The organism is Kitasatospora sp. NPDC048715 (assembly GCF_043198905.1).
Classification (GTDB): Bacteria; Actinomycetota; Actinomycetes; order Streptomycetales; family Streptomycetaceae; genus Kitasatospora; species Kitasatospora lactacystinica.
This window is the reverse complement of sequence record NZ_JBICVH010000014.1, coordinates 302,072-311,467: the sequence shown is the minus strand read 5'-3', so window position 1 is coordinate 311,467 and position 9,396 is coordinate 302,072. Positions and strand designations below refer to the sequence as shown.

Sequence of the window (9,396 nt, the reverse complement as noted above, 5' to 3'; positions counted from 1 at the left end):
CGGGAGCCGGTGACGGTGAAGCGGACCTCGATGTGACAGTCGTCGGGGGCGTCGGAGTGCTGGACGGCGTTGGCGAACAACTCGCCGAGCAACAGCTCGGCGGTGTCCGAGTACCGGTCTCCGGCGGGGAGGGCGGAGAGGTAGGCCCGGAGCAAGTACCGGGCCAGCGGCGTGGACTCGATACGGGAGTCGAGGCGCGCGACGAACATGCGGGGGCGACGGTGCGTTTTGAGCATGGGGGTACCTCGGAGGGGGCGGAGGGGGGAGTGCGACAAGAGCGCACGCATTCACGCTGCGCATGCAGATGATTGCGTTCCGGTATCAATGATCGGCCCGTGGGAGTACGGTGACGCCCATATCCACGTGTTGAGCACGTGACGCACAGCTGGGAGCAGTGATGGCACACCGGAAGATCAAGCGCGGACCGACGGCGAGCTCCGCGATCATGTTCGGCGAAGAGGTCCGCTACGCGCGCGAGTTGGCGTGCCTCACCCAGGAGGAGCTGGGCAAGCTGCTCCATCTCGACCGGACGGTGATCTCGCGGACGGAGAGCGGGCGGCGGAAGCCCTCGGTCGAGGAGGTCGAGGAGCTCGGGCAACTGCTGAACACCGGCGACCTGCTCATGCGCCTGTACGGGCGGGTCGACTGGAACGCCTCGATCGAGCACCCGGATTGGTTCCAGGACTACGCGGACCAGGAGTCCATCGCCATCGGGCTGCGCGCGTACCAGGACAGCATGATGTACGGCCTGCTGCAGTGCAGAACGTATGCGCAGGCGCTGTTCGCCAGTGGCATTGCGGCTGGCAAGCCGGAGGAAATTGAGGAGCTGACCAGGGCCCGACTCAGTCGGCAGAGTCGCTTTCTCGAACCTGATGGGCCGTTGCTGCTCGTCATTCTCGACGAGAGCGCGATCCGAACGGTCGTGGGTGGACCGGATGTGATGAGAAGCCAGATGGAACACCTGCTGCGAGTGGCGCAGCTCCCGAACATCGTCCTTCAGGTGGCGCCGTTCTCGGCCCGTCGAGTCGTCTTCAACGCGGCTATGGTGTTGCTGGAGCTGCCGGATGGGCGGCGCTCGGTGTACTCGGAGAGCCTCGATCGGGGGCACCTGAGCGACGATTCCGACGTCGTGGCCAAGCACCAGCGTCGCTATGATCAGCTCCGCGCCGAATGTCTGTCAGAGTTCGACTCGCTTCGGTTGATTGCCGAAGCGCTGGAGGGTTTCAAGGATGATGAGCAACGAGCTCGCCGCGACCGCTTGGCGGAAGAGCAGCTACAGCGGCGACAACGGCGGCAACTGCATCGAGGTAGCCCCCGGATTCCCCGGCCTCGTTCCGGTGCGTGACTCCAAGGACCCGCAGGGACCGGCCCTCGTCTTCCCCGACTCCTCGTGGGGCTCGTTCATCAATGCCGTCCGGGCCGGTGAGTTGCCGATCGAGGGCTGATCCACCCCTCCACACCCCTCGGGGCGGGGCGCCGACCGGTGCCCCGCCCCGCTGCGTCTCCTGCCCCGGCTACTTCGCTTTCGCCCGGTAGGCCCGCTTCTTCACCAGTGCGCCGCAGGTCTTCATCGAGCACCAGCGCCTCGCGCCCGCCCGGGACGTGTCCACGAACGGCGTTCCGCAGTCCGGGTTTCCGCAGATGCGGACGCGCGTCCGCTGCTCCGATCCGCAGAGTTCGATCAGGTCCCGCGCGACCATCGACAGCACCGCCGCCACGCCGTCCCCGTCCCAGCGCACGGACTCCGCATCCGCCGAGAGCGCGGGCACCGAAGTCGGTTCTGCCGCTGCCCTGTTGATCACCGCGACGTCCTCGTGATCAGCCGCCGTCCCCTCCGCCAGTGCGACGCCGATCCGCTGGATCGCCTCGCGCAGCCGCCGCGCTCCCTCCAGTTCGTCCCCGCTGCAGCTCGGCGCCACCGTCGTGCAGCCGCTCTCCACGCCCCACCGGCTCAGGTCCTCCGGCCCGGCGAGCCGTTCCACCTGCACGTCCTTGCCGCGGTCGGCCAGTGTGCCGGCGAAGGCGAAGCACAGTCGTGCGTCGTCGAACCGGAAGTCGGTCCTGGCGCGCTGGCGCCCTTCTCGTCGGCCGTCCCCATCGCTCATGTCCACCACTCTATGCGGTTGACACGACTCCTCGCCTCCGCATAGCTTCCAAGTCCACCGCTTCAACCGGTGGACATTTACCAAGGAGGTCGCGTCCATGCGCGCCGCAGTCATCGAAGAACTCCACAAGCCCCTCGTCGTCCGCGAGGTGCCCGACCCCGTCTGCCCGCCGGACGGCGCGATCGTGCGCGTCGGCGCCAATGGCATCTGCCGCACCGACTGGGCCCTGTGGGCCGGGGACTTCTGGACCGGCGGGCCGCAGGTCCAGCCCCCGTTCGTGCTCGGCCACGAGTTCGCCGGCACCGTCGTGGAGGTCGGCCGGGACGTCCGCGACTGGCGGGACGGCGACCGCGTCATCTTCCCGATGAACCCCGGCGAGGGGTCCTGCGAGATGTGCCGCAGCGGCAACCAGCACGTGTGCGAGCACGTGGACTCCCTCGTGCCCGGGGTGTCCTACTGGGGCGCCTTCGCCGAGTACGTCATGGTCCGCTTCGCCGACGTCAACCTGGTCCGGGTCCCCGACACCGTCGGCTTCGTCGATGTCGCCGCCCTCGCCTGCCGCTACATGACCGCCTTCCACGGCGTCGTCGACCAGGCCCGGGTGCGCGGCGGCGAGTGGGTCGCGGTGTACGGGGCCGGCGGCGGCATGGGGCTGTCCACGGTGGAGATCGCCGCCGCGACCGGCGCCAACGTCATCGCGATCGACATCAGTGAGGAGAAGCTGGACGCCGCGCGCGCCCTCGGCGCCGTCCACACCGTCAACGCGGCCGTGGACGAGCCGACCGAGGCCGTCAGGACCCTCACCCGGGGCGGCGCCCACGTGTCCGTCGACGCCGTCGGGATCGCCGAGGCCTGCCGGAACTCCGTGCTCTCCCTGCGCACCCGCGGCCGCCACCTCCAACTCGGGCACACCACCGGCGCCGAGCGGGGCGACGTCCCGCTGCCGATCGACGTCATGATGGTCAAGGAGCTGGAGATCCTCGGTGCCTTCGGCATGCAGGGGCAGCGGTTCGGCACGATGCTCAACATGATCGAGGCCGGCCGCCTCAACCCCGGCAGGATCGTCACCCGCACCGTCGGCCTCCACGAGGCGGGCTCGGTGCTGGAGTCCCTGGAGACGTACGGGCCGACCGGTGTGGTCGTCATCGACGAGTTCCGGGGCTGAGCGGCCATGGCAACGGACACCACCGGGCCCGCCCCCCGCCTGCTGATGGACCCGGAACTGCGCCGGGCCCTCGACGCCGTCCCGATGACCCCCCACGGCGCCTTCGACCTCACCGACATCGCCGCGACCCGCGAGACCCTCCGCTCCTTCGCCGCGGCCGTCGCCGCCGCCACGCCCGACGAGCCGTCCGTCACGGTGGAGGAACACCGCGCTGTTCGGCCGGACGGCGGCCCGGACGTGCCGGTCCGCCTGCTGCGGCCCACCACCGCCACCGGCCCGCTGCCGGTGCTGCTCTGGTTCCACGGCGGCGGGCAGGTGCTCGGCTTCGCCGCCCAGGACGACCCCTGGCTCAAGCAGCTGGCCGCGCGGCTCGGCTGCGCCGTCGCCGCCGTCGACTACCGGCTCGCCCCCGAGACCCCCGCCCCCGGCGCCGCCGAGGACGGCTACACCGCCCACCGGTGGCTCGTCCGCGAAGCGCCCGCGCTCGGCCTGGACGGCGCCCGGATCGGCATCGCCGGCCAGAGCGGCGGCGGAGGAGTCGCGGCGGCCACCGCCCTGCTGGTCCGCGACCGCGGCGGCCCGGCGCCGCTGTTCCAGGCGCTGATGTACCCCATGCTCGACGACCGCGACCGGACCGCGTCCAGCCGCGAGATCACCGACATCGGCATCTGGGACCGCGCCACCAACCGCCTCGCCTGGCAGGCGGTCCTCGGCGACCGCGCCGGAACCGACGAGGTCTGCCCGTACGCCGCCCCCGCCCGCGCGGAGGACCTCGCCGGGCTGCCGCCCGCCTTCATTGCGGTCGGCGAACTGGACTGCTTCCGCGACGAGGACCTCGACTACGCCATGCGCCTGCGGGCCCACGGCGTCCCGGTCGAACTCCACCTGTACCCCGGCGCATACCACGCCTTCGACCTGTTCGCCCCCGAGTCGCAGCTCGCGGAGAGCTTCCAGCGGACCTGGACCGGCTACCTCGCCCGCCACCTCCGGGCCCCGAGGCCGTAGCCCGCCCCGGCCGCCGCCCCGCACCCCCGCGTGCGGGGCGGCTCCCGCCCGTTCGCCCCGGGGTGGTCGGGGGCACCCCACCAGATGGTCTATAGTTTTCCTCATCACCCAGATGCGCGGGTGGCGGAATAGGCAGACGCGCTGGATTCAGGTTCCAGTGCCCGAAAGGGCGTGGGGGTTCAACTCCCCCCTCGCGCACAGCGAACGGCCGGTTGATCTTCGGATCGACCGGCCGTTTTGTCGTCCGGAGGCGTAAGTGGTGGACAGGGCGATGGGCGACCGGATCCGAGGAGTCGAACTCGGGCTCGGCCTGATCGGCATCGGCCGTCCCTGGCCCGCCCCGGACTCTGCGGTCCGTCCCCCCGAACAGGCCCGGGCCCTGTTGGACCGGGCGATCGACCTGGGCATCCGCTTCTTCGACACGGCCGCCGCGTACGGCCGGAGCGAGGCGGTGCTCGGCGAGTACCTCGCGGACCTGCCCGCCGGCCGACGCGACGACCTGGTGATCGCCACCAAGTGCGGCGAGACCTGGCCGGCCCCGGAGGGTGCCCGTCCGGACCACTCGCCCGGAGCCCTGGAGACGAGCTTCGAACGGTCCCGCCGGCTGCTGGGGCGCGTCGACCTCCTGCAACTCCACAAGTGCGCGGTCGAGGACCTGCGGGACGAGCGCCTCCTCGCCTGGTTCGAGGGCCTGCGGGCCTCCGGGGAGGTGGGAGCGGTCGGCGTCAGCGTCTCCTCCGAGGAGGCCCTGCGGGCGGCGCTCGCCGTCGACGTCTTCGACACCGTCCAGTTCCCGGCGAACCCCGCCAACGCCGGCTTCGCCGCCGCGTACGGCGAGGCCGGGCGTTCGCACCTGCCCCTGCTCAACCGGCCGATGGCGTCCGGTGCGCTCGCCGGCGCCGGCAACCCCTTCGCCTTCCACACGGCGGCCTTCCGGCGCGCGGTCGTCCTGACCGGCGCCACGCAGGTCGGCCATCTTGAGGCGAACGCCACGGCATTCGCCTCGGCGGTGGCCGCGGCGACCGCAGCGGCTGCGGTGGCCGCGAACCAGGATCGGCACCGGCGCCCCGGCCCTCCTTCGGGCCCTCGACTTCCTTAGCCCACAGGCGAGTTCGTCCGGATGGAACCGGGTCGCGGCGGCCCGGCCGGGGAGAACAGCTGAACGGCCGGTCGACCTCGCGGTCGACCGGCCGTTTCGTCATTCCGGGGACCGGATCAGGCCCGGCCTGGAGCCCGCACCCCCGGTGGGTCGGGGTTCGTCAGCCCTCCTGGAAGGTGGCGCCGGAGCCGGTGAACGAGCCGGAGACGCCGTTGTCGTCGGCCCAGATCCAGAAGTCGGAGTGCGAGATGCTCTCGGGGCTGACCGAGGACTCGGCGGCCGCGACACCGGCGCCGTACTGGTTGACGATGAACTGGCCGCTTCCCCAGCTCGCGTCCAGGCCTTCCTGGGCCGAGGCCAGGCCGGCGGCGCCGATCACGAGCGGGACGGTGAGGGCGCTGACGGCCAGGACACGCTTGAGGGCACGCATGATGGTCTCCTCCAGGGAGCACGGGACAACAGGTGGCAGTGCCGGTCGGCCCTGCCGGAACCAGACAGCCATGCCCCGCCGGCCCCCGCAATCGGCGCCGCCATCCGAACGGGCCTGACGATGCGTCAGGCTCGCCGCTCCGACCTGCGGAAATGGCCGACCGGGTGATCGTATTGAAGGATCGTTCGGGCGGAGCAGGCGCTCTCCGGGCGGGCCCATGAGAACGGCCGGTCGACCTCGCGGTCGACCGGCCGTTTCGTCGTTCCAGGATCCGGATCAGCGGCGGCCCTGTCCCGGGGCCGCCCCGTACGTCCGATCGTGCAGGGTTCGTCAGCCTTCGTGGGCGGTGGCGCCGGAGCCGGTGAACGAGCCGGTGACGCCGTTGTCGTCGGCCCAGATCCAGAAGTCGGCGTGCTCGACGCCGTCGGGGCCGACGTGGGACTCGACGGCCGCGAGGCCGGCGCCGTTCTCGTTGGCGGTGAAGAAGCCCTTGCCGTAGTTCGCGTCGATGCTGCCGTGGGCCGAGGCCAGGCCGGCGGCGCCGATCACGAGCGGGACGGTGAGGGCGCTGACGGCCAGGACACGCTTGAGGGCACGCATGATGGTCTCCTCCAGGGAGTACGGGGTAACAGTCGGCAGCGCCGGTCGGCCCTGCCAGAACCAGACAGCCATGCCCCGCCACCCCCCGCAATCGGCGCCGCCATCCGAACAGGCCTAACGGTTCGTCAGACGCGCCGCTGCGACCTGCGGAAATGGCCGATCGGGTGATCGTATTGAGGGATCGTTCGGGCGGAGCAGGCGCAGGCCCGCCGGCACCGAGGCGCGGTTGAGGACGGCCGCCCGGTCCGAGGACCGGACGGCCGTCCGCCGTCGAACCGTCAGGACCTCCAGGCGATCACGTGGGCCGCGACCGGCTCGCCGGCCGCGTCGAGCGCGACGGCGTTCCCGGCGACCACCCCGGCGTCGTTGACGAACAGCGCCTGGGCGTACGGGCTGAGCGGGGACGGCGGGAGCGGCACGACCGTGCCGTCGGGCCGCCACAGCAGGGCCGTGGTGCGGTTCCAGTCCGGGCCCTGCGCCTCGCCGACGGCGGTTCCCGCGCCGTTGACCGCCATCGCCTCGCTCTGCCGGCCCGCCGGGCCGCCGAGCAGGGTCTGCGTACCGTCCGAGTTCCAGCGGGCGGCGAAGGCGGAGCGGTGGGCGTCGAACGTCGCCCCGACCACGGTGCCCGCGCTGTTGACGGCCCTCGTCCGACCGTAGCCGGCGTCGCGGACGGCGCCGCCGGGCGTCCACACCAGCACCCGGTCGAACTCCGTGCCTCCGGTGCGCCGCCCGTGACCGAGCACCACGCCGTCGTCGGTCATCCCGTCCACCCGGGCCCCGTCGAGGCCCGGCGGCAGCGGGAGCGCGGACACGGCGCCCGCCGGGCTCCAGAGCACCGGGGTCTCCTGGGAGCGGCCGTCGCCGAGGCTCCGCTCGGAGGTGCCGGCGACGACGCCCGCGTTGGTGACGGCGGCGGTCGAGCCCGCGGTGTCGCCGGGCAGCAGCGGCAGATCCACCCTGGTGCCGTCGGCCTGCCACTTCAGGGGCTTGGACCGGTACGTGTCGTCGTACGAGCCGCCGGCCACCACGCCGGCGTCGTTGACCGAGGACGCGCTGCCGCCGCGGACACCGGCCGGCAGCGCCAGCGCCGTGGCGGTCCCGTCCGGGGCCCAGCGGACCGGATGGTTGTCGGACATCGTCCGGTAGGAGGCCCCGACCACGGTGCCCGTGCCGTTGAGCCCCGCCGGGCGGCTGGACAGGTCGCCGGTCAGCGGCGCCAGGACGGTGTAGCCGAGATGGTCGGGATGCCAGCGGACGGCGCGCGGCGTGAACTGGCCGGAGACGTCCGAGTAGTACTCGCCGACGACGGCGCCGTCGCGGCTCAGGCCCCGCGCCAGGCTGTAGGCGGTGCCCGGCGGTTCGGGAAGGAACCGCGGGGCCGGCAGCGGAGTGGCCGGAGTGGCCGGAGCGGCTGCCGTGGCCGTGGGCACCGGGCCGAGCAGCAGGGCGGCGGACGCGGCGGTGGCGACGAGGGCCGCCGCGGCGGCGAGGGCCGCGGGGCGCGCGGGGCGCGAGCCGGTCGTCCGGACTCCCGTCGCGTCCGTCCTGTCGAGGTCGAGGTCGAGGTGGAGGCGGGCCGCGGCCATCAGGGCTTCCAGATCATCGCGCGCGGGAGGTCCTGCGCGTTCGGCGCGTCGTACCAGGTGGCATCCCCGGCGATCACCCCGGATTCGTTGACGAACAGCGCCTGGGCGTAGGGGCTGAGCGGGGACGGCGGGAGCGGCACGGCAGTGCCGTCGGGCCGCCACAGCACCGGCGTGCGGCGGTACGGGGTCGGACCCTCCGCGAAACCGACGGTCGTGCCCGCGGCGTTGATCGTGCTCGCCCAGGCCTGCCGGCCCGCCGGGTCGTCGAGCAGCGTCAGCGTGCCGTCCAGGGTCCAGCGCGCGGCGTGCTCGGAGCGGTCGGCACCGAACGTCGTTCCGACGACGGTGTTCGCGTTGTTGACGGAGCTCAGCCGGCCGTGGGCGACGTCCCGGGCGGTGCCGTTCGCGTCCCAGGCCACCACCCGGTCGAACTCGGTGCCTCCCGCGCGCCGTCCTTGGCCGAGGATCACGCCGTCGTTGGTGATCCGGACGACCCCGGCCGCGTCGATCCCCGGGGGGAGCGGGAGCGCCGTCACGTCGCCCGCCGGGCTCCAGATCACCGTCCGGGTCCGGGACTCGCCGCCGACGGACCCCGAGGACCAGCCGATGACGAAGCCCGCGTCGTTGATGAACGAGGCGGAGCCGGTGTCGTCGCCGGGCAGCAGCGGCAGGTCGACCCGGGTGCCGTCGGCCTGCCACTTCAAGGGCTTGGACCGGTAGCCGGAGTCGTACCAGCCGCCGATCACCACACCGGCGTTGTTGATCCTGGACGCGCTGCCGCCGCGGGCCCCGGCCGGCAGCTCCAGCGCGGTCGGGGTGTCGTCCACCGCCCAGCGGACCGGGTGGTTGTCGGTCAGCGTGGCGAAGGAGACCCCGACCGCGACGCCCGACGCGTTCAGGGAGCCCGGGCGGGTGGCGACCTCGCCGGGCAGCGGCTCCAGGGTGGTGACGCCGGACCGGTGGGCGTTCCAGCGGAGCGCGCGCGGGGCGAACTGGTTGGGGATGTTCAGGTAGGTCTCGCCGAGGATGTCGCCCGCGTCGTTCAGGCCGTACACCGAGCTGAGCGGGGCGGCGTTCGCGGGCAGCGGCAGCAGGTACGGGGTCGGCACCGGTGCGCCCGGGTCGGCCGCCGCGGCCGTGGGCACCGGGCCGAGCAGCAGGGCGACGGCCGCCGCGGCGGCGGCCGGGGCGGCTCTGCGAAGGGTGGGGGAACCGGCCATCCGGAAACTCCTGTCGTGTCAACGATCAAGTGGATCAAGAGAGTTGATGCTCCGTCGGATTCGGGTCGGTCGGGTTCCCGGTCCGACGGCCAAGTCTCATCCACGGTCGGTTCGTTGGCAGGGCGATCGCCGAATCGGCCGGAATCACACCCCTTTTGGGCGCGTCCGCGGGGTGGCGGCGGA

10 protein-coding genes, 1 tRNA gene and 1 pseudogene are annotated in these 9,396 nt (G+C 72.6%); 6 read left to right on the top strand and 6 right to left on the bottom strand.

What is annotated here, in order from left to right:
- Positions 1-209 (bottom strand): annotated as a pseudogene (locus tag ACGFSC_RS26300) (hypothetical protein); the annotation flags it as partial.
- A gap of 188 nt (positions 210-397) precedes the next feature.
- Here ACGFSC_RS26300 and ACGFSC_RS26295 point away from each other — a divergent pair.
- Positions 398-1,345 carry a helix-turn-helix transcriptional regulator gene (locus ACGFSC_RS26295; RefSeq protein ID WP_359913557.1) on the top strand — a complete coding sequence of 316 codons (948 nt, stop codon included), beginning with the start codon at positions 398-400 and terminating at the stop codon, positions 1,343-1,345.
- Positions 1,302-1,445, top strand: coding sequence for a DUF397 domain-containing protein (locus ACGFSC_RS26290; protein ID WP_359913615.1), 144 nt, complete (start codon positions 1,302-1,304; stop codon positions 1,443-1,445). Before ACGFSC_RS26295 ends, ACGFSC_RS26290 begins: the two co-directional genes overlap by 44 nt.
- A gap of 69 nt (positions 1,446-1,514) precedes the next feature.
- On the opposite strand, the gene ACGFSC_RS26285 is transcribed toward ACGFSC_RS26290, so the two are convergent.
- On the bottom strand, positions 1,515-2,105 hold the full coding sequence (locus ACGFSC_RS26285) for an ABATE domain-containing protein (protein ID WP_359913560.1): 591 nt from the start codon (positions 2,103-2,105) through the stop codon (positions 1,515-1,517).
- Positions 2,106-2,202: 97 nt separating this feature from the next.
- On the opposite strand from ACGFSC_RS26285, the gene ACGFSC_RS26280 reads away from it, so the two are divergent.
- From ACGFSC_RS26280 to ACGFSC_RS26265, 4 genes are all read left to right on the top strand, one after another.
- Positions 2,203-3,270, top strand: a complete 1,068-nt coding sequence (locus ACGFSC_RS26280; RefSeq protein WP_359913563.1) for an alcohol dehydrogenase catalytic domain-containing protein — start codon at positions 2,203-2,205, stop codon at positions 3,268-3,270.
- A 6-nt stretch (positions 3,271-3,276) separates the two neighbouring features.
- On the top strand, positions 3,277-4,275 hold the full coding sequence (locus ACGFSC_RS26275; RefSeq protein WP_359913566.1) for an alpha/beta hydrolase: 999 nt from the start codon (positions 3,277-3,279) through the stop codon (positions 4,273-4,275).
- 114 nt (positions 4,276-4,389) lie between these two features.
- Positions 4,390-4,473: transfer RNA gene (locus tag ACGFSC_RS26270), tRNA-Leu, on the top strand.
- 73 nt (positions 4,474-4,546) lie between these two features.
- A complete protein-coding gene (locus ACGFSC_RS26265; RefSeq protein ID WP_359913569.1) occupies positions 4,547-5,374 on the top strand; it encodes an aldo/keto reductase in 828 nt (275 codons plus the stop codon).
- Positions 5,375-5,534: 160 nt separating this feature from the next.
- Here the strand turns inward: ACGFSC_RS26265 and ACGFSC_RS26260 are convergent, their stop codons facing one another.
- The 4 genes from ACGFSC_RS26260 to ACGFSC_RS26245 form a co-directional block, all read right to left on the bottom strand.
- Positions 5,535-5,804 carry a hypothetical protein gene (locus tag ACGFSC_RS26260; RefSeq protein WP_359913571.1) on the bottom strand — a complete coding sequence of 90 codons (270 nt, stop codon included), beginning with the start codon at positions 5,802-5,804 and terminating at the stop codon, positions 5,535-5,537.
- A gap of 330 nt (positions 5,805-6,134) precedes the next feature.
- Positions 6,135-6,476, bottom strand: a complete 342-nt coding sequence (locus tag ACGFSC_RS26255; RefSeq protein WP_359913572.1) for a hypothetical protein — start codon at positions 6,474-6,476, stop codon at positions 6,135-6,137.
- 206 nt (positions 6,477-6,682) lie between these two features.
- Entirely contained in the window at positions 6,683-7,993 is a 1,311-nt protein-coding gene (locus ACGFSC_RS26250; protein ID WP_359913575.1) for a hypothetical protein, read from the bottom strand.
- Positions 7,993-9,213, bottom strand: coding sequence for a hypothetical protein (locus ACGFSC_RS26245; protein ID WP_359913578.1), 1,221 nt, complete (start codon positions 9,211-9,213; stop codon positions 7,993-7,995). The genes ACGFSC_RS26250 and ACGFSC_RS26245 overlap by 1 nt, the downstream gene beginning before the upstream one ends.
- Between the last annotated feature and the right edge of the window lie 183 nt (positions 9,214-9,396).